The sequence below is a fragment of the Natronomonas marina genome, assembly GCF_024298905.1.
GTDB lineage: Archaea > Halobacteriota > Halobacteria > Halobacteriales > Haloarculaceae > Natronomonas > Natronomonas marina.
Genome location: NZ_CP101154.1, coordinates 876,734 through 902,815, shown reverse-complemented (window position 1 = coordinate 902,815; position 26,082 = coordinate 876,734). Strand labels below are relative to the sequence as shown.

The 26,082-nt window shown below is 67.9% G+C and carries 28 protein-coding genes; 14 read left to right on the top strand and 14 right to left on the bottom strand.

The features are described from left to right. Together NLF94_RS04825 and NLF94_RS04820 are read left to right on the top strand one after the other, a co-directional pair. Positions 1-195, top strand: a complete 195-nt coding sequence (locus NLF94_RS04825) for a methytransferase partner Trm112 (protein ID WP_254840334.1) — start codon at positions 1-3, stop codon at positions 193-195. A 75-nt stretch (positions 196-270) separates the two neighbouring features. Beyond that, positions 271-849, top strand: coding sequence for a DUF7524 family protein (locus NLF94_RS04820; protein ID WP_254840333.1), 579 nt, complete (start codon positions 271-273; stop codon positions 847-849). Here NLF94_RS04820 and NLF94_RS04815 read toward each other — a convergent pair whose 3' ends face one another. Both NLF94_RS04815 and NLF94_RS04810 read right to left on the bottom strand, forming a co-directional pair. Then, positions 850-1,932 (bottom strand): DR2241 family protein, encoded by a 1,083-nt coding sequence (locus tag NLF94_RS04815; protein ID WP_254840332.1) that lies wholly within the window; start codon positions 1,930-1,932, stop codon positions 850-852. It abuts the gene before it with no gap. Position 1,933: 1 nt separating this feature from the next. Then, positions 1,934-2,830 (bottom strand): CbiX/SirB N-terminal domain-containing protein, encoded by an 897-nt coding sequence (locus tag NLF94_RS04810; RefSeq protein ID WP_254840331.1) that lies wholly within the window; start codon positions 2,828-2,830, stop codon positions 1,934-1,936. A gap of 119 nt (positions 2,831-2,949) precedes the next feature. Between NLF94_RS04810 and NLF94_RS04805 the strand changes: the two genes are divergently transcribed. Further along, a complete protein-coding gene (locus NLF94_RS04805; RefSeq protein WP_254840330.1) occupies positions 2,950-3,744 on the top strand; it encodes a sugar phosphate isomerase/epimerase family protein in 795 nt (264 codons plus the stop codon). 1 nt (position 3,745) lies between these two features. On the opposite strand, the gene NLF94_RS04800 is transcribed toward NLF94_RS04805, so the two are convergent. Then, a complete protein-coding gene (locus NLF94_RS04800) occupies positions 3,746-4,090 on the bottom strand; it encodes a VOC family protein (RefSeq protein WP_254840329.1) in 345 nt (114 codons plus the stop codon). Positions 4,091-4,169: 79 nt separating this feature from the next. On the opposite strand from NLF94_RS04800, the gene NLF94_RS04795 reads away from it, so the two are divergent. Together NLF94_RS04795 and cysS are read left to right on the top strand one after the other, a co-directional pair. Next, positions 4,170-4,637, top strand: coding sequence for a DUF7523 family protein (locus NLF94_RS04795; RefSeq protein WP_254840328.1), 468 nt, complete (start codon positions 4,170-4,172; stop codon positions 4,635-4,637). A 444-nt stretch (positions 4,638-5,081) separates the two neighbouring features. After that, positions 5,082-6,578, top strand: a complete 1,497-nt coding sequence (gene cysS, locus NLF94_RS04790) for a cysteine--tRNA ligase (protein ID WP_254840327.1) — start codon at positions 5,082-5,084, stop codon at positions 6,576-6,578. A gap of 6 nt (positions 6,579-6,584) precedes the next feature. On the opposite strand, the gene NLF94_RS04785 is transcribed toward cysS, so the two are convergent. Both NLF94_RS04785 and NLF94_RS04780 read right to left on the bottom strand, forming a co-directional pair. Further along, entirely contained in the window at positions 6,585-7,103 is a 519-nt protein-coding gene (locus tag NLF94_RS04785) for an HPP family protein (RefSeq protein ID WP_254840326.1), read from the bottom strand. Between the two features lie 191 nt (positions 7,104-7,294). Next, positions 7,295-7,789, bottom strand: coding sequence for a helix-turn-helix transcriptional regulator (locus tag NLF94_RS04780; protein ID WP_254840325.1), 495 nt, complete (start codon positions 7,787-7,789; stop codon positions 7,295-7,297). A 382-nt stretch (positions 7,790-8,171) separates the two neighbouring features. Between NLF94_RS04780 and NLF94_RS04775 the strand changes: the two genes are divergently transcribed. Then, complete coding sequence (locus NLF94_RS04775) at positions 8,172-8,813, top strand: DUF6517 family protein (RefSeq protein WP_254840324.1); 642 nt, start codon at positions 8,172-8,174, stop codon at positions 8,811-8,813. Positions 8,814-8,917: 104 nt separating this feature from the next. Next, on the top strand, positions 8,918-10,615 hold the full coding sequence (locus NLF94_RS04770) for an Ig-like domain-containing protein (RefSeq protein ID WP_254840323.1): 1,698 nt from the start codon (positions 8,918-8,920) through the stop codon (positions 10,613-10,615). Here the strand turns inward: NLF94_RS04770 and NLF94_RS04765 are convergent. The 8 genes from NLF94_RS04765 to NLF94_RS04730 form a co-directional block, all read right to left on the bottom strand. Continuing rightward, on the bottom strand, positions 10,612-11,832 hold the full coding sequence (locus tag NLF94_RS04765) for a tripartite tricarboxylate transporter permease (protein WP_254840322.1): 1,221 nt from the start codon (positions 11,830-11,832) through the stop codon (positions 10,612-10,614). The two genes, NLF94_RS04770 and NLF94_RS04765, sit on opposite strands and share 4 nt — an antisense overlap. A gap of 98 nt (positions 11,833-11,930) precedes the next feature. Further along, complete coding sequence (rpl12p, locus tag NLF94_RS04760; RefSeq protein WP_254840321.1) at positions 11,931-12,278, bottom strand: 50S ribosomal protein P1; 348 nt, start codon at positions 12,276-12,278, stop codon at positions 11,931-11,933. Positions 12,279-12,284: 6 nt separating this feature from the next. Then, positions 12,285-13,346 (bottom strand): 50S ribosomal protein L10, encoded by a 1,062-nt coding sequence (locus tag NLF94_RS04755; RefSeq protein ID WP_254840320.1) that lies wholly within the window; start codon positions 13,344-13,346, stop codon positions 12,285-12,287. After that, complete coding sequence (locus NLF94_RS04750; protein ID WP_254840319.1) at positions 13,343-13,981, bottom strand: 50S ribosomal protein L1; 639 nt, start codon at positions 13,979-13,981, stop codon at positions 13,343-13,345. The genes NLF94_RS04755 and NLF94_RS04750 overlap by 4 nt, the downstream gene beginning before the upstream one ends. A 124-nt stretch (positions 13,982-14,105) precedes the next feature. Beyond that, positions 14,106-14,543, bottom strand: coding sequence for an arsenic resistance N-acetyltransferase ArsN2 (gene arsN2 / locus NLF94_RS04745; RefSeq protein ID WP_254840318.1), 438 nt, complete (start codon positions 14,541-14,543; stop codon positions 14,106-14,108). A gap of 24 nt (positions 14,544-14,567) precedes the next feature. Then, positions 14,568-15,017, bottom strand: coding sequence for a thiol-disulfide oxidoreductase DCC family protein (locus tag NLF94_RS04740; protein WP_254840317.1), 450 nt, complete (start codon positions 15,015-15,017; stop codon positions 14,568-14,570). 223 nt (positions 15,018-15,240) lie between these two features. Beyond that, positions 15,241-15,732: a 50S ribosomal protein L11 gene (locus NLF94_RS04735; RefSeq protein WP_254840316.1), complete on the bottom strand. Its 492-nt coding sequence runs from the start codon at positions 15,730-15,732 to the stop codon at positions 15,241-15,243. Positions 15,733-15,798: 66 nt separating this feature from the next. Further along, positions 15,799-15,999 (bottom strand): VNG_1110C family protein, encoded by a 201-nt coding sequence (locus NLF94_RS04730; protein WP_254840315.1) that lies wholly within the window; start codon positions 15,997-15,999, stop codon positions 15,799-15,801. 203 nt (positions 16,000-16,202) lie between these two features. On the opposite strand from NLF94_RS04730, the gene NLF94_RS04725 reads away from it, so the two are divergent. After that, on the top strand, positions 16,203-17,453 hold the full coding sequence (locus NLF94_RS04725; protein WP_254840314.1) for an RNA-guided endonuclease InsQ/TnpB family protein: 1,251 nt from the start codon (positions 16,203-16,205) through the stop codon (positions 17,451-17,453). A 75-nt stretch (positions 17,454-17,528) separates the two neighbouring features. On the opposite strand, the gene NLF94_RS04720 is transcribed toward NLF94_RS04725, so the two are convergent. Beyond that, positions 17,529-17,693, bottom strand: coding sequence for a hypothetical protein (locus tag NLF94_RS04720; protein ID WP_254840313.1), 165 nt, complete (start codon positions 17,691-17,693; stop codon positions 17,529-17,531). 93 nt (positions 17,694-17,786) lie between these two features. On the opposite strand from NLF94_RS04720, the gene NLF94_RS04715 reads away from it, so the two are divergent. From NLF94_RS04715 to NLF94_RS04690, 6 genes are all read left to right on the top strand, one after another. Next, on the top strand, positions 17,787-18,902 hold the full coding sequence (locus NLF94_RS04715; protein WP_254840312.1) for an OBG GTPase family GTP-binding protein: 1,116 nt from the start codon (positions 17,787-17,789) through the stop codon (positions 18,900-18,902). Beyond that, positions 18,899-19,366, top strand: coding sequence for a TIGR04206 family protein (locus NLF94_RS04710; RefSeq protein ID WP_254840311.1), 468 nt, complete (start codon positions 18,899-18,901; stop codon positions 19,364-19,366). The genes NLF94_RS04715 and NLF94_RS04710 overlap by 4 nt, the downstream gene beginning before the upstream one ends. Positions 19,367-19,596: 230 nt before the next feature. After that, positions 19,597-20,349: a VOC family protein gene (locus NLF94_RS04705; protein WP_254840310.1), complete on the top strand. Its 753-nt coding sequence runs from the start codon at positions 19,597-19,599 to the stop codon at positions 20,347-20,349. Positions 20,350-20,683: 334 nt separating this feature from the next. After that, complete coding sequence (locus NLF94_RS04700; RefSeq protein WP_254840309.1) at positions 20,684-23,929, top strand: DUF7282 domain-containing protein; 3,246 nt, start codon at positions 20,684-20,686, stop codon at positions 23,927-23,929. Between the two features lie 165 nt (positions 23,930-24,094). Then, positions 24,095-25,048: an archaeosortase A gene (gene artA / locus NLF94_RS04695; RefSeq protein ID WP_254840308.1), complete on the top strand. Its 954-nt coding sequence runs from the start codon at positions 24,095-24,097 to the stop codon at positions 25,046-25,048. Then, positions 25,045-26,061 carry a hypothetical protein gene (locus tag NLF94_RS04690; protein WP_254840307.1) on the top strand — a complete coding sequence of 339 codons (1,017 nt, stop codon included), beginning with the start codon at positions 25,045-25,047 and terminating at the stop codon, positions 26,059-26,061. Before artA ends, NLF94_RS04690 begins: the two co-directional genes overlap by 4 nt. Positions 26,062-26,082: the final 21 nt, after the last annotated feature.

The window sequence follows — 26,082 nt, the reverse complement described above, 5'->3', positions numbered from 1 at the left end:
ATGAAGGAGTCGCTGATGGACATCCTGTGCTGCCCGCTGGACAAGAGCGACCTCGAACTCGAGGTCATCCGCGAGGACGACGAGGAGATCCTGGAGGGCCGCCTCGTCTGCACCGACTGCGGCGAGGAGTACCCCATCGAGGACGGCATCCCGAACCTCCTGCCGCCGGACATGCGCGAGGAAGCGGCGGCCTGAGGGGTCGGGTCGCCGCCCCCGCGACCGGCCGCGAGAGGGGGAGGCTTTTTATCCTCACCGCGTCACCCCTCCCCCGTGACGGACACCCTCGCTGTCGACGTCAACCGGAACGGCCTCCACACCCTCGAGGTCGACGAGCGGTTCGAGGCCGACGGCCCGTTCGTCGTCGAACTGACGAACCACGGCGAGGCGACCCACGTCCACCTCCACCTCGACGACGACCTCTCGGGGGTCGCCCGGCTGGAGGCGGCCAACCACTACGTCGAGAGCGGCGAGACCCGCGGGGTGCGGGTCGAGGTGCTGAACCCCCGCGAGTGGCCGGCCGACACCATCCGGGGGAAACTGAAGGTGGTGGCGGCCCACGGCCGCGAGAAGCGCTTCGTCGACGTCGTCTTCGACCGGACGACCGACGACGAGCCCGTCGAGGTCGACCCGGAACTGGCGGCCACCGGCTCGAACCCGACCGCCGGCGGCGCCACCACGTCCGACGCGTCCTCGACGCTCCGGCTCATCCCCGTCGTCGTCCTGGGGCTGGTCGCCGTCCTGCTCGCGGTCGGTGCGCTCCTTTCCGCCGACGGCATCGACTTCGTGTTCGGCGCCTTCGCGGTCGTCGCGGCGGCGCTCTGTGCGGTCGCGGCCTACTACCTGAGCTGACTACTCCTCGTCGGTCGGGACGCCACAGAGGTTGCCCTCGTCGTCGAAGCGCTTCGCGCGGAGGAACCGCGTCCGGTACCGGTTGGCGCCCTCGTAGACATCGGCCTCGCGTATCTCCTCGGCCGTCCCGTCGGCGACGGCGTCGATGATGTCCTCGACCTGTTCCTTCTCGCTGGGCGTCAGCTCGAACTCGTAGGTCTGCGACTCCTCGCCCTCGAGTTTCGTCCACTTGCGGGCGGCCGCGACGACGAGCGAACACGGCTCCCGGCAGGGGAACTCGCCGTCGCCGCCGTCGACCGCGAGGTCGGTCCCGTCGTCGTACTCCCACTCGCGGCGCTTCAGACACTGCGAATCGACACAGCAGGCCTCGGCGACCCACTCGACGTGCTCGTGGCCCTCGCCGCGGTCCCACGTCTCGATGACGCCGTAGATGCCCGTCTGTCGCTCCATCGTCTCCCGCCAGTGGCTCACGTCCAACTCGCCCTCCCGTTCGAGGTGCCAGTTGGTCACCGTCGCCGGGTAGACGACGTCGACCGCCCTGACGAGCGACCGCCCGTCGAGGTCGACGAAGGCCCACCCGCTGGCCAGCGTCGGGGCGGTCTTCAGCGGGCGGTACCGGCCCCGGTCGTCGTACTTGACGAGTTCGCGGGCCTCCAGCGGGTCGGCGTACACCTCCAGGTCCTCGACCGGTCGGTCGGCGTCCTCGGCGTGCCGGACCTCGTAGGTCCGGTGGCCGTCGTCGCCGAGGCCGACCTCGATTTCGAGTTCGCCCCACGCGGCGTCGACGCCCTCCGCGAGCGCCTCGTAGCGCTCCGGGACCGCGGTTCCGTCGGCACCCTCCAGCCAGCGGAGGAACGCGGTCTCGACCGCCGGACGGTCGACCTCGGTCCAGTAGTACCAGTTGGAGACGAACCAGGGGTTCTCGTCGGCGACCGCCCGAAGGTCGGCCTCGTCGAGACCGCCGTGGTCCCCGTCGGGTGTCTCGAACCGGAACCCCGCCGGCTCGCGGCTCACCCGGAGACCGTCGCACTCGACGCCCTCGGCGGCGGCCGCGACGAGGGCGTCCAGCTGTTCGTCGTTCACGTCAGTCCCCCGCTCCCGCGTCGGCGCTCGTCTCCGCCCCGGCCACGCGGGTCCGGCGCCGGACCGTCTCGACGGCGTCGCCCACGTCGGCGCCGGCCTCGGCCGCCCGCTCGAGGACGACGTCGGCCATCAGCGCCTCGGTGCCGACCGCGCCGGCGTACCAGAGGCGGTGGCCCTCGACCGTCGCGGGCGTCTCCCAGCCGGTCCGGTAGTCGTCGGTCAGCCCCACGTCCTCTGGGATGTCCTCCTGGGTGTGGTAGCCGTCGGCGACGAACAGCGGCACTATCACGACGTCCTCGCTGTCGAAGAAGTCGGTCACGTCGTCGATTTCGGGTGCTTCGTCCATGAACAGCGCCCGCACCTCCTCGAAGCGATTCCGCTCGGCGATGCGGTCGGCGTGGTACTCGATTGCCTTCGCGGAGTTCTCGTTGCGCTCGGTGCCGTGGCCGACGACCGCGAGACCGAACCCCTCGCCGACGTCGGGGTCGTCGGTCACCGTCTCGGCGCGGCGGACGATGACGTCGCTCATCGCGTCGTGGGTGCCGACCGGCCCGCAGTAGTGGACGGTCTTGCCGACGTCGGCCGCCTCCAGTGTCGCGTGAGTCGCGCTCGTCCCGTCGGACTCCCAGGCCGCCTCGTCCCACTCCTCCAGGCGGAGTTCGCGCGGGATCACCTGTTCGGTGAAGTAGCCCTCGGAGATGAAGAGCGGGACGACGTAGACCTCGTCGCTCTCGACGGTCCGCAGCACCTCGCGGAACGACGGCTCCTCCTTCCAGAACGCGGTCCGGACCTCGTCGAAGACGCCGGTCTTCCGGACGGTGTCCGCGTGCTCGTAGGTCGGGGTGCTCGCGTCCGGGTTCAGGTGCGACCCGTGGGCGACGATGACGAGCGCCTGCATACCCGAGACAACGGTCACGGCGCTCTTAGGGGCTTCGGGACCCGACCGGCTTGCCCCTTGTCTGGCGGCCCGCCCGCGACGACCGCACGCCTTTTGCCGGCCGGCACCGACCCCGAACCATGCAGGTCAGTCAGGGGTTCATGGTCGAACACCGCGAGGACTACCGGCCGGCCTTCGCCGCCGCCGGCGAGGCCGGGTTCGACCACGTCGAACTCAACATGGAGGCGCGGTTCTCCCGGGACGCCATCGACGCGTCGGCCGTCCGGGCGGCGGCCGCGGAGCACGGCCTCGACGTCGTCGTCCACCTGCCCTTCACCGTCGACATCGGGTCGCCGTTCCCCGAGGCCCGGGCGGGCGCGTGCCGGGAACTGGAGGCCCACATCGACGTCGCGGCCGAACTCGACGCCCGGCGGGCCGTCCTCCACGCCCGGTCGTTCGCCCGACCGTTCCACTGGGACGCCGAGACTGTCGTCGAGGCCATCCACGGGTCGGTCCGCCGCCTGCAGGAGTACGGCGCCGACCGCGGCGTCACCGTCTGTGCGGAGAACCTCAAGGGCGACTTCGTGGACGTGACCGACTTTCCGGCCCTGCTCTCGGCGACGGAGGCGTCGATGTGTCTCGACACCGGCCACGCCTACGTCTCCGGGATGGACGGCGCCGACCAGGCCGCCTTCCTCCGGGAGCACGGCGACCGCATCGCCCACGTTCACCTGAACGACACCCGCCACGACGGCGACGACGAGCACCTGCCGGTCGGCCTCGGCCGGGTCGAGTTCGCCCCGCTTGCGGCCGCGATGGTCGAGACGGACTGGCGCGGCACCTGCACCCACGAGACGCTCCGGTACGGCGACGGCTTCGAGCACGTCGAGACGAGCAAACGGCGGTTCGACGCCCTGCTCGCGGCGGCCCGGTAGTTCACGCACCCTCGTGCTCGAAGCACTGCACCTCGACGGTCCGCCCCTCCGGGTCCTCGCCGAAGAACTGGTAGATGTCGTACCGGTCGTTGTACCGCGGCGCCCCGTCGGCGACGGCTTCGAGCGATTCGTACATCGAATCGACCGTGTCCCGGGAGTCGACGACGAACGTGAGGATGCCCTCGGTCTCGGCCGTCTCGCGCTCACAGAAGCCGAACCGGAAGGCCCCCGCCTGGAGGATGGTGCAGTCCGGCTGTTCGAGCCACACGTCGGCGCCGACACGTTCCCGGTAGAACTCCACGACCGCTTCCGGCCGTTCGGTCCGGAAGAAGACGATGCCGTCCATGCCGGCGCGTCGGCCGGCGGGAACAAAAACCCGTCTCCGAAACCGACACCGGCTTGGGTCACCGCCGCGAGTGGCCGTCATGACAGTCGCTGCCGACGCCCGGGAAGCCGTCCGCGAGCGGCCGTTCCTCGAGACGGCGCTGCGGGCGGGCGTTGTCAACTACACCGCCGCCGCCCGATTTCTCGACGTCGGCGAGGAGGAGGCGGTCGCGGCGGCGCTTCGCCGCTACGCCGAGGAACTCGACGACTACGAGGCGTCGGACCGCCGGGCGAGCGTCTCGATGCGCTCCGGCGTCGGCCCCGCCGACGAGTACGACGAGGCGCTCCTGACGGTCGGGGAGACGGCCTTCGCCGCCGCGGGCGGCTCCCACACCGCCGTCGTCGCCGAGGGCGAGTTCGGGGCGGCCGCGCTGGCGGACGTGCTGGGTCGCCTGCGGACCGCCGACGTCGACGTCGCGGCCGCGGCCGGCGCCGAGGGGACGCTCGCCGTCGTGGTGGGCCGCCGGGACGGTGCCGACGCGGTCCGGGCCGTCGAGGCTGCCCTGTAACCGACCCCGCCCTACTTCGCTCGGTCTTGCGACCTCGCTCGTTGAGGGAGGGGCTTTGATGTGGGACTCGCCGTCAGTTGTCGCCGGGGAGGAAGGTCGTTCCTCACCCGTACCGAACGACCGTCGGGGTCAACATCCCCACCATTCGGGGGCCGGGCTACTGCGGCCCGTGATACCGGCGACGTGTGCGCAGCGGTATCACTAGGCACTGGTATGGTTGCCCCCCGAAAAAGTGTATCGGGTGGCGAGTCGAACAGCAGCAACAACGGCACCTGCTTCCCAGCGTGTCGGCTTCCTCCCCGGCCTACTCGCGTCGTCCTTCCGACTGGTGTCGGAAGTCCTCGCTTCTTGAGGCCGGAGGCTCCGCCTCGAAACCGCTGAACGCCGGGCCCCGACGACCCCGCAAGCGACGCTTTGAAACCGACCGGGAGCGACGCTCCGGTAATGACGCTGCGCGTGTTGAACACGCTCTCCGGCGAGCGCGAGGCGTTCGAGCCGGCCGACCCCGACGACGTTCTGCTGTACTACTGCGGGCTGACGGTCTCCGACGAGGCCCACCTCGGCCACGCCCGGACGTGGGTCCACGTCGACACCATCCACCGCTGGCTGGAGCACCTCGGCTACGGCGTCCGCCACGTCGAGAACATCACCGACGTCAACGAGAAGATCGTCGCCCGGATCGGCGAGCGGAGCGACGACGAGGGGACGCTCGGCGACGACGAGCGGGCGGTCGCCTCGACGTTCATCGACCGACTACTGGCCGACATGCGCTCTCTGAACCTCCGGCGCGCGGAGGTGTACCCCCGCGTCACCGAGCACGTCCCCGAGATAATCGACCTCGTGGAGACGCTCGTCGAGAAGGGCTACGCCTACGAGTCCAACGGCTCGGTCTACTTCGACGTCACCGAGTTCCCCGACTACGGGAAGCTCTCGAACCAGCGCCTCGAGGACGTCGAGGCCCAGGGTCCCGACGACGAGCGCGCCGAGAAACGGCATCCCGCCGACTTCGCGCTCTGGAAGGCCGACGGCGTGGACGACTCGGCCGTCGCCGAGCACCGCCACGACGACCGCGAGTACGACGTCGAGGCGCCCGACGGCGAGACCTGGGAGTCGCCGTGGGGCGAGGGCCGCCCCGGGTGGCACATCGAGTGCTCGGCGATGTCGATGACGCACCTCGGCGAGACGCTCGACATCCACATGGGCGGCCGGGACCTCGTCTTCCCGCACCACGAAAACGAGATCGCCCAGAGCGAGGCGGCGACCGGCCAGCAGTTCGCCCGCTACTGGCTCCACGCCGACCTCTTTCAGATGGGCGACGAGAAGATGTCCTCCAGCCTCGGCAACTTCATCCCGGTCTCGGAGGCCGTCGACCGGTTCGGGACCAGCCCCCTGCGGATGTTCTTCCTGTCGGCGTCGTACAACTCGACGCAGACCTACAGCGAGGCCGCAATCGAGGAGGCCATCGAACGCTGGGAGCGCCTCGAAACCGCCCACGACCGGGCGGTCGAGGCCGTCGACTCGGCGGCGGCCCGCACGAAGGTCGATTCGGACCTCGGCGACCGCGTCGAGGCGGCCCGGGAGTCGTTCACCGGGGCGATGAACGACGACTTCAACACCCGGGAGGCGCTCGCGGCGCTTTTCGACCTCGCGAGCGCGGTCAACAGCTACCTCGACGGACGCGAGGAGTACGACTACCGGGGTCTGAAGGCCGCCGTCGAGACCTTCGAGGAGTTCGGCGAGGACGTCCTGGGATTCGACTTCGACGGCGACGCCGAGGGCGAGGCGACGCTGGCCGGCGAACTGATCGAACTCGTCCTCGACGTCCGGGAGAGCGAGCGGGCGGCCGGCAACTACGAGCGTGCCGACGCGCTCCGGGACGACCTCGAGGCGCTGGGCATCGAGGTCCAGGACACCGACGACGGTCCGACGTACCGTCTCTAGCCCCGGTTACACGGCGTCGAGGTACTCCTGGGGGGTCGCGTCGAGAACCCGCTCGACGGCCGCGAGCGAAGCGGCGTGGAATCCAACGAGAATCGTGACGCTGCCGACGATGATGCCGACGCGGAGCGGCGTCGACAGCAGGCCGAGCGAGACGATGAGCGTCGTGGCGCAGGCGGGCGGATGGATCGTATCGGTGGCGATCATCCCCCAGCTGGTCAGCACGATGGAGACCGTCGCACCCGCGGCCAGCCGAAAGCCGGCCGCGGAGAACGGCGGTGGCGTCGCGGTGATCGGCGTGTCGGCGGCGAGCAGCGACCACGCCACCAGTCCGGCGACGCCGCCGACGAGGTGGCTCCCGACGACCCGACGGGCGTGCGTCCGCTCGCTGCGGCGGTCGAAGGCGAGCACGAAGGCCGTCGGCCCGAGGCTCGGGAAGACGAACGGCTGACCGCTCGCCCACGCGAGGACGCCGAGGGCCGTGAAGAGCAGGCCGGCGTAGAGGCTCGTGCCGACGCGCCGTCTCATCGTCACGCCTTCGAGAGCCGAGCGTCAAATGAGTCCCGTTTCGGAACGCCGCTGCCCGCGGCGGTCGCGGCCGTGGCGGGGTCGTCGCGGCACGGCCGGACGGGCCCACGGACCCGCCGGTCGTCGTCGTCGAAAACGGAGAACCGGACTCGCCGAGTCGGGGCATCCCCTCCCCCCCACCGACGCCGCGCCTACTGCTCGTCGAGTTCCTCGAGTGCGCGCTGGAAGAGGAACCCCATCGCGAGGTGCTGTGTCATCGCCTCCTGCAGGCTCTCGCGGACGGCTGCCTCGTCGTCGATGAAGTACTCCTTCGTCTGGACGAGTTCGCGCACATCGAGGAGGCCCTCCTCCTCGAGTTCGTGGAGGGCCGGATACACCGTCCCGGGGCTGAGCTGTGTCCCGAAGAACCGGTTCAGGTCGTTCATGACGCCCTTGCCGTGGGCGTCGTCGCGCCGGAGTCCGACGAGCAACAGCAGCAGGTCGGACAGCGACTGCTTGACCAGTCCGTCGTCGACGCGCAGTTCGTCGCCGCCGTGAACGGTATCGGCCGTCTCGGAGAGGAGTGCCGCGGTTTCGGCCGCCGGGTCGTCGTCGGCGCCGTCGTCGGCGTTCCCGCTGGCCTGCAGCTTCTGGAGGAGCATATCGGCCGTGGGGTCCGACGTGTTCTGGCCGTCCGGGTAGCTCATTCGTTCGTCACCTCGGCGAGTAGCATACCCTTACCTCGGTTAGTAGATACATAAGCCAATCGGAGCGCGACTGAGCAGATCTCCCGTAAGAAAGCCTGAAAAAGCCTTTAACGAGACATTAACGGTTCGGGCTGACGGCCCGATTCGGGCGGCGTTCGGCGGCCACGCCGACGATTCCCCTGCTGGACCCCCGGAGCGACCCGGACGCTCGAGCACACCTCGACGAACCGGAACTGGGCCAGCCTCGCGGCTCTCGGCGCGCGCGAGAGTGGGGCGGGAGCACTCCCCTCGATGTCGTGAGCGACCGGTGGCACTCGAACCAGTCAACGGGCGCGAAATTGAAGCCAGACGACTTATACCGGTTCGGTCGATAGCAGGGCTCATGAAACGACGCGCGGTGCTGGCGGGCGTCCCGGCCGCCCTGCTTTTCGGCGGCTGTACCAGGCTCCTGACGCAGGGCGAGGCGAGGTTCGAGGCCGAACGGGGCGTCGTCACCGAGGCGGCCCGCTCGGCGACGAACTACACCGAGGCCAACCGGACGGAGACCCGACGGGAGAAGAACTACCAGAACGTCGACCGCACCGTTGTCGTCGTCAACAAACTGACCGAGTACTCCCGGTCGGTCGACCTCCCGCTCGGCGTGGGCGGCGAACTCGCCCGGTTTACCGTCCTCGCCTCCCCCGAGGTGACCCTCGTCCCCGGCGAACCCGCAAACCCCGTCGCCGACATGGACAACGACGACCTGGCGATGACGGTCCAAGAGCAGTACGGGACCATCGAGAACGTCCGGAAACTCGACGAGCGAGAGGCCGAACTGCTCGGCGAGACGGTCCCAGTCGGCCGATACGAGGCCGACGCCGAAACGGAGGGGCAGTCGACGACGGTGAACCTCCACATTGCAAAGGGCGAAAGCGAGCGTTCCGACGGCGGCGACTTCATCGTCACCGTCGGCGTCCACCCCGCCGATATCGACGAGCGGGAGAACGTCGACCGGCTGCTGGCCGGCGTCCGTCATCCCGCCTGACGTGCGGTTTCGACCCCTCGACGGGGAACCTGTCCTCGGATATTTTTAAATAACCGTCAAACGCCGGGATAATCCATTTACTTAAGTCAGTCGTGCTACGTGCAATGTCTCTCCGGCGAGACGAGCGTGCGGTCTCGGAAGTCATCGGTGCGGTACTCGTCTTCGGGCTACTGATAGCCGCCCTGTCGTTCGTGCAACTGTATGCGGTTCCCAACGCGAACGCTGGCGTGGAGTACGAACACAGCCAGGCGGTCGAAGAGGACTTCGATCGCCTCGGCGAGTCGATCGACACCGCGGTCGATACCGGCGACAGCACGGCCGTCGGGTTCCGGCTTGGCACGCAGTATCCGACCCGGCTCTTCACGTTCAACCCCCCGGACCCCTCGGGGACGCTGCGGACCGGCGAGACCGGGACCGTCGCGCTGGTCAACGCTTCGGTCGCCACCGATCGACCGGTCCTGTTCAACGAGTCGATACAGACGTACTCCTCGCGGTCCCTCGTGTACGAACCGGATTACAACGAGTACGACGCTGCCCCGCGCATCGTCCGCGAGGTCGGCGTCAGATACCGGGCCTTCGACGACGAACGAATCGTCGACGACCAGCGGCTCGTCGACGGCAACCGGATCGAACTGACGATGTTCGACGGCGAGTACCGGCAGAGCGAGGCGGGTTCCGGGCGGATCCAGCCGGTGCTCAAAAGCGGGCCGAGCCAGCGACTGCCGGTGGAGAACGCCCGGCCGGGTGAACCGGTTGTCGTGGCGGTTCCCACCATGCTGGAGGAGTCGACGTGGAACGAGACGCTGGCACCGCAGCGGGTCGAAAACGGCGGCCACGTCCGATCCGTCTCGGTCGTCGAGGGCTCGCCGCGGAACACGCTTCTCGTCGAACTGGAGCCGGGTATCCGGTACCAGCTCGAGACCGCAGTCGTCGGGTTCGGGGACGCCGAACGGGCAGCCCCGGTCTACATGCGATCGGTCGGCGACGCGGGTGTCGACCTCGGATCGAACGGGACCGCAAGCGTGCGAGTCTACGACCAGTACAACAACCCGGTCCCCGGCGTGACGCTCGATGCGAACCTCTCGAGCGGCGAGGGCGACCTCGTCGACGCCGGGACCGCGACCGACGCGACGGAGGTCACGACCGGTCCCGACGGGAACGCGACGGTCACCTACAGCGCGCCGAACAGTCTGGAGGCCGCCGTGGTCCGGTTTTCCCTCCCCGATGCGGCCGGCGTACCGAACGTCTCGCTCGACCGTCCGGTTTACGTCGGATTCGAGGAACCGCCGGTGACGCTTGCGGGGGCGGCCCCGGGCGACGCCGACGACGAGGTCGACGTCGGCCTCCAGAACCTCGGCCCGGAACGGAACATCCTCGGCGTCAAGCTCGTCGAAACCCGTCGGCTCGATGCGGAGGAGGTCGCCTCCCGGAGCGGGCTCTCGGGAACACTCGGTGGTATCGTGGACGACGCCGCCGACCTCTTCGGCTCCGATTTCAGTCTCATCCAGGAAGACATCGTCCAGACCCGTCCTGGTCCGCAGGTACTCGAAGACGTACAGACCGGCTCGGACGCGGCGACGGACAACGACGACATCGACGAACTGAACGCGGTCGCAGGCGGTCCGGTGGCACCCTTCGGCGACGTCCTCGAGCCAATCGGGCGCTACGAAACCGACACGCTAACGCTGGAGTTCACGGCCGACGACGCCTTCGGAGGCAGCGACGTACTCGTGGTGCGGCTGGAAGTCTACTACAGCGACGGCTACACCGAGACCTACACCGTCCAGGTTCCGGCCGACTAGCCGACCAGTATCGGCCCGAACAGCACGCCCATCAGGTTGGCCCGGCGCGCCCGGAACCGGGCGGGGACCAGTCCGACGACGGCCGCAGCCAGATAGGCGACGACGCCGACCGCGCCGGCGAACAGAAAGGAGAGGACGGCCAATCCGAGGAGTATCGCCACCGAGAGTTTCGTCGCGTCCAGTCGGCCGACGACGGCGAGATAGCGGTCCCCGACGGCGACGACGAGCAGGAAGCCGGCAGCCGCCGCAGCGGCGACGGCCGCCAGCAGGTGCCCCAGCGACAGCGGCGCCCCGACGGCGTCGACGGCGACGAGCACGCCCGTCCGCGGCGACCCCAGCGCCACCAGCGCGAACAGCGCGAAAATCGCGTTCGAGGTGTTGACGCCGGAGGTCGCTATCACGAATCCGCGGGCGCCGTACCGGCCGGGGACCGCGAGCAGTGCGACCGTCGCCGCGATGGCGCTGGAGACCGCCGGCACGTACCCGACGATGGCGCCGGCGACGGTGCCGACCCCGGTCAGGCCGGCGACCTCCGGTCGGGAGACGGCGATGGTCGACTCTTCCTGCGGCGGAATCCCGCCGCTACCGAGGGCGTCGACGAGGACCGGCGCGCCGAACAGGCCGGCGAAAAGCGGCGCGAGGATGCCGCCGGCCGACAGCGGCGCCGACGGCGAGAGGTCGAGCGTCGCCACGCCGAGCAACCCGCTGGACAGCAGCGAGACGGCCGCCCCTACCATCGATGTCGGCGTCCCCTCGGTGACGACCAGCAGTGCGGCGACGGCGAGGATCACCACGGAGAGGTTCGCCCGGATGGTCGGCCAGGCGGCGACCATCAGCCGCGTCACGGGAATCGCCAGCGGCACCGCCAGCAGGACGGCGCCGCCGCTGCCCAGCGCCGAGAGCCGAAGCGCCTCCCGGCCGCGGCCCTCCAGCACGAGTCGGTGCCCCGGCAGGGCGACGGCGGCCATCGAGGCGTCGGGCACGCCGAGTGCGAGCGAGGGCACGACGTCGAGGAACGTGTGGACGACGCCGGCCGCGAGCATCGCCATTCCGACGTACAGCGGCGGTCCCGGCACCGACGGTGCGACGCCCGCAAGCAGGAACGCCATGTTGTTGGCGTGCAGCCCCGGCACCAGGCCGCTGGCGGTCCCGAGACAGACTCCACAGACCACGAAACAGCAGGCCAACACCGGCTCCGCCGCGAGCAGCGAGTCCATCGCGGCGGACTGGCCGCGGCTTCCTACTTGAACCCGCGGACGTCACGGCGGCGCTGCCGCTATCGACCCGATAAAGTGAGAAGGTGTCGTGGCCCTCGTCAGCCGAACAGCTCGCCGAGGCCCTCGCCGCCGTCGCCTTCGTCCTCGTCGTCGCCGTCGTCGGCCTCCTCTTCGTCGGCCTCCTCTTCGTCGGCCTCCTCGGTCTCCGCGTCGGCGTCGGCCTCGGCCGCGCCGCCCGCGGTGCCGCCACCGCCGCCCCCGGCGGGGACCGCGGCGGCCGTCTCGATGGCCTCCTCGACGTCGACGTCTTCAAGCGCCGCGACGAGCGCCTTGACGCGGGACTCCTCGACGTCGACGCCGGCCGCCTCGAGGACGTCCGTCAGGTTGTCTTCGTTGATCTCTTCGTCGGTCTCGTGCAGGATGAGTGCTGCGTAAACGTATTCCATTGTGAATCACCCGAACATGTCGCCGAGCGCCTCGCCGCCGTCCTCGTCGTCGTCGGCGTCGTCGGCCTCGGCAGGTTCTTCGTCGCTCGATACCTCGTCGTCGTCCTCGTCGTCCTCGTCGGCGTCGTCGGCCTCGGACTCGGGCTCGGCGTCCGGTTCGGCACCGGCCGCGGGAGCCTCGACGTCCCGGAGTTCCTCCGGCAGCGCCTCCTCGTCGTCGATGGCCGCCGCCAGGGCGCGCACCTGTGCGTCGGCCTTCGAGACGAGGTCGTCGGCCAGGTCCGGACTCTCGACGGACGCCGAGATGCCGACGGACTTGGCCTGACCGCTTGCCTTCGCCAGCAGCGAGGGGACGGTCCGTGCGGTCGGATACTCGGCGTTGATAGCGAGGTTCCGCGCCGCCGCCGCGGCGGACTCGACGTCCGCGCGGTAGGCCTCGACGTCGATGTCGAGTTCCTCCGGGGCGAACAGCACGCCCTCCGAGAAGACGCTCCGGAGGTCGAGACCGACCTCCTTGGGCTCGATGCCGAGTTCGCCCAGCACGTTCGCCAGGTCCGTCGAGACCTCTTCGCCGGTCTCGAGGACGGTGGAGTCCTCGACGACCTTGATGGAGCCGCCCTCGATGCGGGCGTTGGCGCCGACGGACTGCAGGTCGCCGACGAACGGTCCGGGGTCGATGCCGGTGTCACCCTCTGGGATGACGATGTCGTTGGGGGCGACCTCGCCGGCGTTGATCGGCGCCGGCGTCTTCGACTCCTCGAGCTGCTGGTAGAGACCGAAGGGGTTGTCGTTGGTGCCGATGAGACCGACCTGTCCGGAGACGTGCTCCGTGAGGTCCTCCAGCCCCTCGTCGACCTCCTCCAGGGCCCGCTCGATGAGCGTGTTCCGCGAGATGCGCAGCGCAGCGGTGCCGTGCAGTTCACGGCGCATGTCCTGCAGCTGGCGGCTCGGGATGCCGGTGATGTCGACGACCCCGACGGAGTCGTACCGCTCGAGGAAGCCGACGATGTCGTCGACCTCCTCGCGCTTCCACTCGGGAATCGTCTCGGTCTTCCGCTCGGCGCTCATGCGGGCACCTCCACCGCCGGACCCATCGTCGTCTTCACGTACACCGCGTCGATGTTCTGCGGGCCCTTCTCGAGGTCCGTGAACAGTCGGCGCAGGATGACGTCGATGTTGTCCGAAATCTCGTCGGCGGTCATGTCGTCGGCGCCGACGCGCGTGTGGAACGTCCGCCGGTCGCGGGAGCGAACCTGGACGGTGTTCTTCATCCGGTTGACCGTCTCGACGACGTCGTCGTCCGGTTGCAGGGGCGTCGGCATCTTCCCCCGGGGACCGAGCACGGTCCCGAGGTAGCGACCGATGTCCTGCATCATGTCGGCTTCCGCGATGAAGAAGTCCGTCTCGTCCGCCAGATCTTTCGCCGCGTCATCGTCGTCGCCGAGGTCCTCGAGGTCCTCGCCGTCGAGCACCTCGTCGGCCACCTCCTCGGCACGGAGGGCGGTCTCGCCCTCCGCGAAGACGACGATGCGCGTGTCCTGGCCCGTACCCGACGGTAGGACGATGCTCTCGTCTACCCGGTTGTTGGGGTCGTCTAGGTCTAGGTCGCGCAGGTTGATAGCGAGGTCCACCGTCTCACGGAAGTTCCGCTCGGGTGCCTCGTCGAGTGCGCGAGATACTGCGTCCTCTATCGAATCTGCCATCGTTCACCTCCGTAGTTGTTGCCACGCGGGCTCCTACGGTGTGAAACAGGCTACGCCTGTCTCGTTTCCAGCGAGGAGGATGACGTACTTAAGGCCGTCGAACCGCTGCGCCGGTGGCGACGGCTCACAGCCCCTTGCGGAGACACGTCGCCGTCGCCGGACAGAGCTCCCCGAACTGGGCCGTCCCCCGAATCGCTGTCGGTACCGCCGACCGTTCGACGCGCTCGTAGCCGCGGGCCGCGAAGAACGCCGCCGCGGTGGTCGTCAGCAGGAAGAGCGTCCCGACGCCCGCCCGCCCGGCTTCCCCTTCGAGGCCCGTACAGAGCGCGTTCCCGATGCCCTCCCCGCGTGCGGACTCCTCGACGACGAGCGACCGGAGCAGGCCGTCGGCTCCGTGGACCTCCAGGCCGCCGACTCCGACCCGTTCGCCGCCGCGACGCGCGAGATAGAAGGTGGCGTCGCCGGAACGCACGTCGGCCGTGGGCAGATCCGCCGCGTCCAGCAGCGACTCGACGTACCCGAGTTCGTCGTCGGTCGCCGGGTGGATGGATGTCCTGTCCACACGAACCCTTCCGTCCGTCGACCCTTAGTGGTTACCGCGAGCCGGGGACGCGCCGTCGAGGAACCGCGCCTCCAGTTCCGGCGTCGGCCGCATGCACGACTCCCGGCGGCCGAACCAGCCGTACCGGTGCTCGGCGACGATGTCGTAGACGCAGTCCCGGACGAACCGCGGCACCAGAACCGCGGGATAGGCGAGCGAGTACGGGAGGCCGAGCCGTTTCAGCACCCGCAGCGCGGCCATCGACTTCGTGTAGTACTCGCCGCCCTCCACGAGGACGACGGTGTCGAAATCCGCCGTCGGAAGGTCGTTCCGGTCCAGGAGCGCCTGCCCCGCCTCCGATTGCAGCGCGGCGAACCGGAACTCGGCCTCGGGGTCCCGCTCGATGATCCACTGGACCAGACCGTTGCAGAGGTTACAGACGCCGTCGAACAGCAACACCGGGTGGTCGGTCGGGACCTCGGCGTGGTCGCTCACGCCTCGCGGTAGGCGCGCCAGGGTAAAGAGAAGGCGGGCCGTATCGGGAGGGTGTTTTTCGAGCCTTTGACTCGGCTTACGCTGGCGCTTTAGCCTCGTCAAAGACGTTGAAAAGACTCACTCCGTTCGTCCTTTCCAGTGTTCGCCTCCGCTACGCCGCGGGCTCCGCTTCGGCGAACACACCGAAAACTCGCTTTGCTCGTTTTCGAGCCTTTGACTCGGCTTACGCTGGCGCTTCAGCCTCGTCAAAGACGCCGTCGAACTCGCCGTTCTCCAGGCGCTGGTTGAACGTCCGGGCGTCCTCGCCCTCGATGGTGACGCCGAGCGAGACGCAGGTGCCGGCGACCTCCTTCGCGGCGTTGCGGACGTCGTAGCCCAGCAGGTCCGGGAGCTTCTGCTCGGCGACGGTCTTCAGCTGTTCGGCCGACATGTCGGCGACGAACTCCTCGTTGGGCTCGCCGGAGCCGGTCTCGAAGCCGAGTTCGTCTTTGATGAGCGCCGCGGTCGGCGGGACGCCGACGTCGATACTGAAGGAGCCGTCGTCGTCGTACTCGACGGTGACGGGGACCTCGGTGCCGTCGAAGGCCTCGGTCTGCTCGTTGATCTCGTTGACGACCGCCTGAACGTCCACGGGGGTCGGGCCGAGTTCGGGACCGAGCGGCGGTCCCGGGTCAGCCTGCCCGCCGGGGACGAGTACCTCGATAGTTCCAGCCATATCGGTACGAACTGTCGCCGCGACTTTAAGGGTTGTCGATTCGAGCCGCCGTGGCAGCCGGCCACACTACGGCACGGAGACGCCCTGCCGGACGAGGTACTCGCTGACCTCCTTGATGACGACCGGGCTGCCGATGATACGTGCGGCGGCGCCCTCCTCGTGGACCGTGACGGTGAACTCGGCCTCGAGGTCCTCGCGTAACCCCTCCAGACTCTCGGGCGAAAGGACGATCTGCGTGCTGTCCCGGAGGCTGGAGGCGTTTGCCATCGCGTTCCGTTACCGCGGATTCGGCCATTAATCTGTTGAAAACCGTCCGGCAGCGATCGGCCGCTCAGCGTGATTCAAGATGGGGCCTCCGGCCTCAAGGAGCGAGTAGCCCGGAGAGGAAACCGACATGGTAGGACGCAACCGGCATACTGCGACTGACCGACTCCCGAACGTATAAGTACCGTCGGGTAATCTCTGAAGTTATGGACGTGCGTCGAACCGCCGTCGTGAAACTTATCGTTTCCGACGAGCAACGCGACGCACTCCACCGAACCGCCGAGCAATACCTGTACTGTGCGAACCGAACCGCCGAATACTGTTGGTCTGTCACGTCCTTCACCAAGTGCAAGACCAACAAACGGCAGGTGCGGGACGCTCTGTACTCCGAATTTCGAGAGGAGACGGACTTACAGGCACAACTCGTCCAAGCCGCGATACGGCGCGCCGTCGAAGCGGTCAAAGCCGTTGTCGAACGGTGGAAGAAAGGACAGCGCGTCTCCTGTCCGACGTTCACCGCCGAGACGATGGACTACGACACGCGGAGCGCGACCTTCTACCGCAACAAGGCGTCGCTGGCAACTGTCGAGGGCCGGGTCGAACCGCCGTTCGTTCTCCCGGCAGACAGTCCGACGCCCTACGAGCGGTACGTACTCTCCGAGGAATACGAGTTCCGCGAGAGTACACTACGGTACGACGCAGCAACCGACGAGTTCTACCTCAACATCTCGACGCGGCGGATCGACGGCGAGGACGCAGAGGTTTCGGTAGATACCGGGCACCCCGACCAAACGGTCCTCGGTATCGACCTCGGCGTCAACAGTCTCGCTGTCTCCTCAACCGGCACGTTCTGGCAAGGAGACGAGTACGACCACTGGTGCCGCGAGTTCGAGAAACGACGCGGTGAAATGCAACAGCGGGGCACTCAAGCCGCGCACAACGCCCTGCTTCGACTTGCGAGACGGGAAGAAGCGTGGCGCAAACAGTACATCCACACGGTCGCCAACGAAATCGTTTCGGAAGCCGTCGAACACGGCTGCGACGTTATCGCATTCGAGGACTTAACGGACATACGCGAGCGACTTCCGCAGGCGAAGTGGCACCACGTATGGGCGTTTCGACGCCTGTTCGGGTATGTCTCCTACAAAGCACCCGACCAGGGCGTCTCCGTGGAGCAAGTCGAGCCGAACCACACGTCCCAACGCTGTTCTCGGACAGACTGCGGGTTCACGCACGACGACAACCGCCAGGGAGAACACTTTGAGTGCCAGAAGTGCGGATACGAAATAAACGCGGATTACAACGCCGCGAAGAACATCGGGCTACGCTACGCCCGAAAGCGGACGCACAAACTCCGTTCCTCGCCCAAGTCGGGGGGCGGAGACGCAGAAGTAGACCTGCGTATAAATGGTGGGACGTTGAACGGCGATAGTCACCGGCCTGTTGCCGGAGACTGATCGTCGGGAGTCCACATCAAAGCCCCACACTCAAGGACCGAGGCGCGGAGCGCCGAGGGAGTAGGGTGGGGTAGTTTACGCGTTGACCAGCACCAGCCCGAAGACGGCCGCGGCGACGAGGAGGGCGCTCACGCTCCGGAGACCGTAGCCGAACACCGTCGAGAAGACGAGGTGGAAGACGCCGACGAACGCCAGTCCCGCACAGAGGAGGCTGTATCCGAGTCGCTTCTTGCCGTCCATATCCGCCGTAGAGGCCTGGGGGAGATAACCCCGACGCTCCCGGCGAACTCACAACCGAACGGCTTTTTCGGCGTCGGTGACTCCACTCCCCTAATGGGGCTCGAAGAGGAGATCGAGGAACTCGAGCAGGAGATCGCCGAGACCCCCTACAACAAGTCGACCGAACAGCACATCGGTCGGCTGAAGGCGAAACTCTCCGAGAAGAAAGAGGAGCTCGAGCGCCGCCAGTCCTCGGACAGCGGTGGCGGCGGCTACGCCGTCGAGAAGCACGGCGACGCGACCGTGGCGCTCGTCGGCTTCCCCTCCGTCGGCAAGTCGACGCTTCTGAACGCCCTGACGAACGCCGACAGCGAGGTCGGCTCCTACGAGTTCACGACGCTGGACGTAAACCCCGGGATGCTGGAGTACAACGGCGCCAACATCCAGTTGCTCGACGTGCCGGGGCTCATCGAGGGCGCCGCGGAGAACCGCGGCGGCGGCCAGGCGGTACTGTCGGTCGTCCGGACCGCAGACCTCGTGCTGTTCGTCCTCTCGGCGTTCGAGATCGACCAGTACGAGCGCCTGCGGGAGGAGCTGTACAAGAACAAGGTCCGGCTGGACACCGAGCCCGTCCAGGTCAACGTCCGCAAGAAGCACAAGGGCGGCATCAACCTCACCACCTCCGACCGGGTGAGTCTCGACGACGAGACCATCATGGAGGTGCTCCGCCAGTACGACTACATCAACGCCGACGTGACCATCCGCGAGGACCTCACCATCGACCAGCTGGTCGACGCGCTCCAGGACAACCGCGAGTACCTCCCCTCGGCGGTCACCGTCAACAAGGTCGACCTCATCGAACCGGACTACATGGAGACCGTCGAGGCCAACCTCCGGGACCACGACATCGTCCCCGAGGAGGCCGTCTTCATCAGCGCCGAGAAGGAGCGCGGCCTCGACTCGCTGAAGGAGACTATCTGGAACGACCTGGGGCTCATCCGCATCTACATGGACAAGCCGGGTCGCGGCGTCGACTACGAGGAGCCGCTCATCCTGACCGAATCGGAGAACACCGTCGAGGACGCCCTGGAGAAACTGGGCGGCAGCTTCGACCAGCGGTTCCGCTTCGCCAGGGTGACCGGCCCATCCGCGAAACACGACGAACAGCAGGTCGGCCGCGACCACGAACTCGAAGACGAGGACGTCCTCCGCATCGTCGCCCGGAAGTGACCCCCGACGACAGTTCGCCGCGACGACGCTTTCTGGCCGTCCTCGCGGCCGGCCTGCTCCCGTGGACGGTGCTGCTCTCGGCGGGCGGTGCGAGCTTCGTCTTCGCGTTCGGGCTGGTCAACACCGGCCCGCTCGGGTTCACGAACGCCTACGACTACTTCTTCGTCTACACCGGCAGTCTCCCCGAGCGGCTGCAGGCGTGGGGCGCAGGTATTCTCCTCTACGCGGGCGCGCTCGCAAGCGCGACGGTCGGCCTACGGGGTATCGAGGACCCCCGGCTCACCGGCGGACTCCTGGCGTTCGCCGGGGTCGCCCACGCGCGGGTCGCCTACGGGCTCTACCGGACCTACGCCGGAACCGGGTCGTCGGCGGTGGTCCTCCCGCTCGGCGCGCTCGCCGCCTGGACGGTCGCTTACTGGTACTACTGGCCGCTCGTCCGAAAGCGGGGCCTGGGGCCGCTGTAGCCCTTCCGATCGGTTTCGAGGTCCCAGGTGCCCGTCCCCGGGACCCGTCGACCCCTTCCCGCCGGGACCGAATCTCTCGGACCGTGGCGGCAGCACGGCACGTCGACCGTCGGAGACGGCCGTCCGCGGGACGACGCGGGGTCCGTCCGGTAACGTACGGCGCGGTGCTGGTTGGCGCCACCCGTTCGCCGTCGCCAGCCTTTTCGTATCGGGAGCGCCTCCGTGGCGACATGGACGCGACGCTGGACCACACGATGATGCGCGTGTACGACCTCGAGGACTCCCTGGAGTGGTACACGACCCACCTCGACTACGAGGAGAAGGGCCGCTGGGAGGCCGACACGTTCACGAACGTCTTCCTCGGCCCGGAGGACGTCCACGAGGCGGGGGCGCTGCTCGAGTTGACGTACAACCACGACGGCCGCGAGTACACGATGGGCGACGCCTGGGGCCACATCGCGGTCCGCGTCGAGGACGTCGAGGCGGCCTACGCCGAGTTGATGGACGAGGGTGTCGAGGACTACCGGCCGCCGGCGGAGAATCCCGGGTACGCCTTCGTCAAGGACCCTGACGGCCACGAGGTCGAAATCGTCGAGCGCGAGTACGGCGCGCGGTGGTCGCTGGACCACACGATGATCCGGGTCGAGGACGCCGACGAGGCGCTGGGCTTCTGGACCCGGAAGTTCGAGTACGTTCCCGCCGGTCGCTGGGAGGCCGACAGCTTCGCCAACTACTTCGTCGAGCCCGAAGACGCCGCCGAGGAGGCGATGTCCGTCGAGTTGACCTACAACTACGACGGCCGGAGTTACGAGATGGGCGACGCCTGGGGCCACCTGGCGGTCCGGTGTTCGGACCTCGATTCGGCGTGGGCGACGCTGATGGAACGAGAGGCGACCGACTACCGCGACCCCGCTTCCTGTAACGATCGCTACGCGTTCACGAAGGACCAGGACGGACACGAGATCGAGATAATCACGCGATAGCGCCCCGCCGACGGAGGACATGCGAACCTGTCAGAACGGGCGCACGCGCGTGTCGCAAAGGTGTAAATCTGCCCCCGGACCGCCCGTTCCTTTATATGTGTACGTCACCCGTCTGACGGGTGTGCCACGAACTACCAAAAGCCTTCTACCCGCCGTTTTCGGCAGCGTGAACAGTTGACACGACCCGGCAGACCCCACAAAGCATTTATAGTGGGCGATAGTTCTTCGAGGTGTACCCCTACCCATGGTGACAGTACAGCGTACCGACGTCGGGCTGACTGCGGTGCCCCGTCGCGTACGAGGTACGGTCGCCGGCCGATAGCAGTCAACAACCATGACAGACGACAACGACAATACGCTGCGCGCGGTGTTCTTTGCAGCGCTTATGGTCCTGTGGGTCTTCGCAGGCACCGTAGCGTTCGCAGGGAGCGCTGCCGCAGTTTCCGACGGCGATCTGGACAACACCCAGGTTGCCCTCGACAGCGATGCGGCAGGAGCAACGACCGGCTATACCATCACGACTAGTTTCGATAACACCAGCGACACGACGAGCGACAACCCCTCCGGGGTTGCCGCCGTCGAGGTCGACCTCTCCGATGCCAGCCAGTTCGGTGGCAACACGGACAACTTCACTGGCGCCAGTGACGTTACCGTGACCATCGACGACCCGAACGCTGGCGACTACGGTGAAAACCAGAACCGTGAGGTCCAGCTGCAGGACACGACCACCGACGGAGACAGCATCGCGCTGGACTTCCAGGAGAAGGAGAACGTCAGCGACGACGCGACGCTGACGGTCGACTTCGACGATGTCATCACGAACCCGAGCGTCGACGACACCTACGAACTGGAGTTCCTCTCGTACACCGACGAAGGTCCGAGTAACACCTTCGAGTCGGCTACGGTGGAGTACCAGATCGAGGGTGACGCCGGCGCGGGCGACGACGACCGCAACACCGACGAGAAGTTCGCCGGTGGGTCGACCCGCTGGAAGGGTCAGGTCCTCGACTTCCAGGCCACTCCGGGCGCCTGTAACATCGACGAGGACACCTACCAGCTCCGCTACTACACTCCCGGTGACGAGAACGGCGACCAGGCTTACGGGACGCTCATCCGCGAGATCTCGCTGAACGACACCGACGGTGCGCAGATCCCGACGGACAACGTCGCCGACAACGAGCAGGTCGTCATCACGGCGGAGGATCCGAACACCAACCAGCAGGAGATCATCGACGTCGGCCCCGAGGCCGGCGCGCCCGCTGGCCAGCAGACGGCCGACTGTTTCAGCAGCGACGGTGACGACACCACGGTCGGCGAGGACGACTACGTCGAGATCGTGCCGCAGACCCTCGACACCGAGTTCGAGGAGGACTCCGTCCGCGTGGGCGAGAACGCGACCCTCGAGGTCGACTCCAACCGTAACGGCTACGACCTCTACGTCGCCTCCGACGACTTCAGCCAGAGCGAACTGGCTGCCATCGTCAACGACTCCTCGACCGCGAACATCAACGAGGACCGCGCACCGAGCGACGACTCGATCCGCGTGAACAACATCAACAGCAGCGCCGAGATCGACTTCGACTTCGCCGGCGAGGACACGGGTAACTACTCGTTCGAGTTCACGCCGACGGACACCACCCCGATGGACAACGCGTCCATCGAGGTCCAGGAGGAGCTCGAAGGTAACGCGGAGTTCGACTCCGACTCCGGCGCCTTCACCGTCAAGCGCGGCGACATCCAGAGCCCGCAGGGTGACTCCGACTCGACCATCTCGGTCGACACCCAGGGTATCGACTTCGTCGTCGTCGTCATCGGTGACGAAGAGCGGAACAACTACGAGGTCGCCGTCACGGCCGAACCGGACGCCGACGGTAACGTCGACATCCGGATGAACACGTTCATCGCCGGCCGGCTCAACGAGTCCAACGAGAGCCGCGCCTACGAGGCGGAGAACGGTACCATCGTCGACGTCGACCGCCGCTCCGACGACCCGATCACCGGCGTCCTCGACGAGGGGCAGTACGACCTCGTCGCCCAGGACACCGACGGTAACGAGTACGACGCCGGCGTCGTCAACGTCGAGCCGTCGAGCTACAACAACCTGACCCAGATGCGTCATCCCGACGCGACGCTGGGCAGCCTCGACGAGAAGACGGATCTCGTCAACAACTCCGACCTCTCGGAGACGGACCTCGTCACGCTCGCGGACCGCGACCGGTCCGAGCAGCGTGACGTCCTCGTCCACAAGGTCGACATCAGCGGTATCTACGGTGCGCTCGACGCCATCGCCGAGAACGACCTCGACAACGCCAACGGCAACCAGGTCCTCGCGGACGCCCAGTCCGAGGAGGGTCTCGGCTTCGCCGACGAGCCCGTTCTCGACGTCGAGCTGAACCAGACGAACTTCCGGCAGAACCGCGAGCCGAAGCGCGCACAGTACCAGAACCCGAACGATGACGACCAGTTCCGGTTCGTCATCGACGAGGACAACGAGACGCTGTACATCGTCACCGACGTGCGCGAACTCGAGCTGACCCGGGCGACCGGCGACGACACCGAGGACGCCATGGTCGACCCCGGTGACGACTTCGAGTTCGAGTTCGAGACCGGCCCCGGCTTCGAGAACGCCTACGAGGGCGGTATCGACACGTACGTCCCCGAAGGTGAGACGGACGTCCAGCTCGACACCGAGGACCGCGAACTCGAGTTCGACGAGCAGGGCGCCGACCAGGTCCGCGTGAACAACGCGGCCAACCAGACCATCTCCGGTGAGACGAACGTCGCACCCGGTACGGAGATCACCATCGCGGTGGACTCCACCAGCCGGACCCGCCGCGCCAACGACACCCAGACGGGCGACCTCGCCCCGGTGTTCCAGCGTGGCTCCGCGACGGTCGGCGAGAACGGCACCTTCGCCGACGATAGCTTCGACTTCTCCGACAACGAGGTCGGACGCGAGTTCGTCGTCACGGCCCCGAACGTCGGAGTCGAGGACGCCGCCGAGAAGCCCGGCATCGTCGTGCAGGGTACGCCCGCAAGCGTCACCCTCTCCGACATCACGGTCGGGCCCGACCAGGACGAGCTGTCGACCATCACCGTCGACACCGCGTACCTGCCGCAGGGTGGCTTCGTGACGATCCACGACGGCACGCTGCAGGACGGCGCTGTCCTCGACAGCGTCCGCGGCACCTCCGCCTACCTCGAGGCGGACACCAACCTGACGGACGTCGAGGTCCCCCTCGACGACCCGTACACTGAGGACGGCACGGCCATCGCCATGCCGCACCAGGACACTGACAACGACGAGGAGTACGACTTCGTGACCAGCGAAGGTCAGGAAGACGCTCCGTACACCGCCGGTGACGAGAACAACATCGTCACCGCCTCTGCCTCGGTGACCTTCGAGGATCCGACGCCGACGCCGACGGACGAGCCGGACCCGACGGCAACGCCGACGGACGAGCCGGAGACGGCGACGCCGACGGACACGAGTGAGGACCAGCCCGGCTTCGGTGCCGCGCTCGCCCTCATCGCGCTCCTCGGTGCTGCGCTGCTGGCAGCCCGTCGGAACGACTTCTAACTAACCGGATCGCCCGGTTTTCCCGGTTTCCATTCTTTCGCGCGCTGCGCCCGACAGCGACGCGGCCGTCGACAGCGCGCCGGCTCCCGTGCCGGCGGCCGTGGTCGTGTGATCGGCGCGCCCGCGACGACAAGACATATACTCGTCGTGGCGCATCACCCACCAATGAGCGTTCCCGTGCAGTCGCTGACGGAGGTGTCGGTACTTCCCGTCACGGACGCCCTCGCGTGGGTCGTCATCGCGGTCTTTCTGGCGGGCGTCGCCGCCGACTACGCCGACCGGCGGGCACTCGCCCGCAAACTGACGGTCGCTGCGTGGGGTCTCTTCTCGGTCTTCTGGCTGCTGTTGATCCACCAGTTCGCGTTCATCCACCGGAGCATCATCCAGACGGTGCTGGTCGTGATCGCGGTGCCGATGTGTCTGTACGTCGGCTGGACGCTATTGGGGGGCCGGGACTCGCTTTTGGTCCTCTCGCGGGCCGTCGCCGTGATGGGGCTGATCTACCTGCCGTTCCAGACCTCGGCGGCCGCACGCGGGTTCCTCATCGAGACGGTCGCCCGCCAGACGACGTGGCTACTGGAGGTCGTGGGGCTCGGCGGCGGGATGCGGCTCGTCGAGGACCCCCACGCGGGGTCGTCGCTGCACAACACGTTCTTCTTCCCGGAGTCGGGGCGGGCCTCGCGGGTCGTCTTCGCCTGTACCGGCATCGGGAGCATGGCCATCTTCGGGGGGCTGATCGGTGCGGTGCGGGCACCGCTCCGCCGGAAGGTGGTCGCGCTCGCGGTGTCGCTGTCGATCATCTGGGTGCTCAACGTCGGCCGCAACGCCTTCATCGCGGCGGCAAACGGCTACCAGTGGTTCGACTACGCCGCCCTGGAGGGGCCGGTGATGACGGCCTTCGGGCTGTCGGACCCGGCGCGGGTCTCGTTCTTCCTCGCGGATCGGGTCATCTCTCAGGGGCTGGCGCTGTTCGCCCTGGTCGGTATCGCGTGGCTCGTCTCGCGGTGGGTACCCGAGTTGCTCGGGATCGCCGAGGACCTGCTGTACCTGTTGACCGGCGACGAGGTGCGGTTGCGACCGCCTTCGGCCGCGACCGACGGGGGTGACCCCGAGCGGTGACCGACGAGGGTCCCGGCCCCGACGACCTGGACCTGCCCGACGTCTCTCGACGGCGCTTTCTCGCCGGTGTGGGCGGATCGGCCGTCGGCATCGGGGCGTTCCGCGCCGTCGACAACATCTTCCTGGGTTACGGCGAACTCGGCAACGGGACGAACCTCGAGGAACAGGACCTCGCGGCCGTCGTCACCGAGAACCTGTCGTTGGCCTACGACGAGCGGGTCGCGGGAACCCGGATTCGCCTCGCCGACGGTGCGGTCGTCGTCGGGACCGGCGACGACGAACGGCGACTCGCGCTCGAGGACGACGCGCGTTCGGCGGCGAGCGACCTCGACGCCGAGCGCGGCCTCGGCGGTCGGCTGGAGGCGCTGTACGCCGACGCGAGCGACTTCTCGGCCGGTGCGCTGACCTTCAGCCAGCCGCCGGCGTTCTTCGAGCGGGTCGAAGACGGAGAGCGCCGTCCGGAGCTGGTCGCGGCGCTGCGGGGCGACGCGAAGGAGTCGGTCTCACCCGAGTTGATTCGGCGGTTCGCCGGCGTCGACCCCCACCGGACCGAGGCGCTGGCCGACGGACTCGTCGAGGGGTTCCGCGAGCACGCCTCCTACGATGTCCAGCGGTACGTGGCGGGTTCCATCGAGGACAACGTCATCTTCGGGGCCGCGGACCTCCGGCAGCACTTCGAGGGCGACGTGAGCTTCGAGGCGATGCTGTCCAACGAGGAGACGGGGCTGTTCTGCTGGGAACTGGTCGTCCGGTCGATGGAGGCGCTGGAGGCGGTCGAGCCGTGGGCCCAGCGACCGCCGGTGGCGACCTGTTACGTCAGCGACGACCGGCACAAACACGCCTTCACCGGCGTCGCCTCGGCCGTCCGGGTCGAGGGCGACCTCGTGGTCCCGATGACGTTCCTCGATTACACCCACTCGACGCTGTACGACGACTTCCACCTCACGTCGGTGACCGGCCGCGGGCTGGCGGCCTACGACGACCGCCACCGCGCCACGGACGTCTACTGGTGACGCTCGCCCGGGGCGGGCACA

What these genes read in the sequence shown, in the direction of transcription:
- NLF94_RS04805 (WP_254840330.1), top strand. Translation starts at nt 2,950, where the DNA reads ATGCAGGTCAGTCAGGGGTTCATGGTCGAACACCGCGAGGACTACCGG.
- NLF94_RS04810 (WP_254840331.1), bottom strand. Translation starts at nt 2,830, where the DNA reads ATGCAGGCGCTCGTCATCGTCGCCCACGGGTCGCACCTGAACCCGGAC.
- NLF94_RS04730 (WP_254840315.1), bottom strand. Translation starts at nt 15,999, where the DNA reads ATGGCAAACGCCTCCAGCCTCCGGGACAGCACGCAGATCGTCCTTTCG.
- NLF94_RS04715 (WP_254840312.1), top strand. Translation starts at nt 17,787, where the DNA reads ATGGGGCTCGAAGAGGAGATCGAGGAACTCGAGCAGGAGATCGCCGAG.
- artA (WP_254840308.1), top strand. Translation starts at nt 24,095, where the DNA reads ATGAGCGTTCCCGTGCAGTCGCTGACGGAGGTGTCGGTACTTCCCGTC.
- NLF94_RS04725 (WP_254840314.1), top strand. Translation starts at nt 16,203, where the DNA reads ATGGACGTGCGTCGAACCGCCGTCGTGAAACTTATCGTTTCCGACGAG.
- NLF94_RS04720 (WP_254840313.1), bottom strand. Translation starts at nt 17,693, where the DNA reads ATGGACGGCAAGAAGCGACTCGGATACAGCCTCCTCTGTGCGGGACTG.
- NLF94_RS04735 (WP_254840316.1), bottom strand. Translation starts at nt 15,732, where the DNA reads ATGGCTGGAACTATCGAGGTACTCGTCCCCGGCGGGCAGGCTGACCCG.
- NLF94_RS04780 (WP_254840325.1), bottom strand. Translation starts at nt 7,789, where the DNA reads ATGAGCTACCCGGACGGCCAGAACACGTCGGACCCCACGGCCGATATG.
- NLF94_RS04800 (WP_254840329.1), bottom strand. Translation starts at nt 4,090, where the DNA reads ATGGACGGCATCGTCTTCTTCCGGACCGAACGGCCGGAAGCGGTCGTG.
- NLF94_RS04770 (WP_254840323.1), top strand. Translation starts at nt 8,918, where the DNA reads ATGTCTCTCCGGCGAGACGAGCGTGCGGTCTCGGAAGTCATCGGTGCG.
- NLF94_RS04785 (WP_254840326.1), bottom strand. Translation starts at nt 7,103, where the DNA reads ATGAGACGGCGCGTCGGCACGAGCCTCTACGCCGGCCTGCTCTTCACG.
- NLF94_RS04825 (WP_254840334.1), top strand. Translation starts at nt 1, where the DNA reads ATGAAGGAGTCGCTGATGGACATCCTGTGCTGCCCGCTGGACAAGAGC.
- NLF94_RS04755 (WP_254840320.1), bottom strand. Translation starts at nt 13,346, where the DNA reads ATGAGCGCCGAGCGGAAGACCGAGACGATTCCCGAGTGGAAGCGCGAG.
- NLF94_RS04700 (WP_254840309.1), top strand. Translation starts at nt 20,684, where the DNA reads ATGACAGACGACAACGACAATACGCTGCGCGCGGTGTTCTTTGCAGCG.
- NLF94_RS04775 (WP_254840324.1), top strand. Translation starts at nt 8,172, where the DNA reads ATGAAACGACGCGCGGTGCTGGCGGGCGTCCCGGCCGCCCTGCTTTTC.
- NLF94_RS04795 (WP_254840328.1), top strand. Translation starts at nt 4,170, where the DNA reads ATGACAGTCGCTGCCGACGCCCGGGAAGCCGTCCGCGAGCGGCCGTTC.
- cysS (WP_254840327.1), top strand. Translation starts at nt 5,082, where the DNA reads ATGACGCTGCGCGTGTTGAACACGCTCTCCGGCGAGCGCGAGGCGTTC.
- NLF94_RS04750 (WP_254840319.1), bottom strand. Translation starts at nt 13,981, where the DNA reads ATGGCAGATTCGATAGAGGACGCAGTATCTCGCGCACTCGACGAGGCA.
- NLF94_RS04705 (WP_254840310.1), top strand. Translation starts at nt 19,597, where the DNA reads ATGGACGCGACGCTGGACCACACGATGATGCGCGTGTACGACCTCGAG.
- rpl12p (WP_254840321.1), bottom strand. Translation starts at nt 12,278, where the DNA reads ATGGAATACGTTTACGCAGCACTCATCCTGCACGAGACCGACGAAGAG.
- NLF94_RS04765 (WP_254840322.1), bottom strand. Translation starts at nt 11,832, where the DNA reads ATGGACTCGCTGCTCGCGGCGGAGCCGGTGTTGGCCTGCTGTTTCGTG.